The 962-nt window shown below is 37.1% G+C and carries 1 protein-coding gene; it reads left to right on the plus strand.

All coding sequences use genetic code 11. From position 1 onward, the window contains the following. Positions 1-281 precede the first annotated feature (281 nt). Positions 282-962: IS30 family transposase (locus HT687_RS11130; RefSeq protein ID WP_172924213.1), on the plus strand; the 681-nt coding region annotated here is incomplete at its 3' end.

The following is a 962-nucleotide window of genomic DNA, read 5'->3' on the forward strand; positions in this document are numbered from 1 at the left end:
TACTTTTTTAAACTTTTTTTAATTAATTTTTTTAATTAATTTTTTTAATTAATTTTTTTGAAAGTTCTATAATGAAGTTAGCCATCCAGCCCTCCTAAAAATTAGATGGTTTAACTAGCTTATAGCTAGTACTCGATTTCATTTGATAAGAGGCTTGATGCTGTTAGGCTGACAAAACTGCTTCAAGGGTTCCTCTTGTCAAATGAAAGCTCTTCTAGGCATAAGAAAACACCTCTGTGTTATACTTGTTGTTCAATCACAAACACAAGAAAGGCACAGAGATGCAAAACCATTATACTACAAAAGCCAAACATTTGACAATCGATAGCCGTCGCTTAATCGAACGATGGAAAAAGGAAGGGAAATCAAATAGAGAAATCGCCTCTTTACTTGGAAAAGCTCCTCAAACTATCCATACTGAAATCAAGCGTGGGACAGTCCGACAATGTCTTGGAAAAGGACGCTTTAAAGAGGTTTATTCTGCTGACTATGCTCAACAGTCTTATGAAAATAATCGCAAGCGCTCGGTCAAGAAATCAAGATTGACCAAGGAACTAAAGGAAAAGATTCTCCACTATCATAACCAAAAATTTTCGCCTGAAATGATGGTCAAGGCTAAGGGCGTTAACGTGGGAATTTCTACCATCTACTACTGGATCCATCATGGAAAATTAGGATGGTCAAAACAGGATCTGCTCTATCCTAGAAAAGGAAAAGCGCTTAAGAAACAAGCTAGCACCAATTTTAAACCCCCTGGTCAATCTATCGAACAGCGTCCTGAAGCTATCAATCTGCGATTGGAGAATGGGCATTATGAGATTGATACGGTTCTGCTTACAAGGGTGAAAAATTATTGTTTACTGGTCTTAACTGATCGAAGGACTAGGCATCAAATTATCCGATTGATTCCAAATAAAAGTGCTGAGGCGGTCAATCAGGCTTTAAAACTCATCTTAAAACAA

Origin of the sequence: Streptococcus sp. 1449 (genome assembly GCF_013276805.1) — a bacterium.
Taxonomy (GTDB): Bacteria; Bacillota; Bacilli; order Lactobacillales; family Streptococcaceae; genus Streptococcus; species Streptococcus pseudopneumoniae.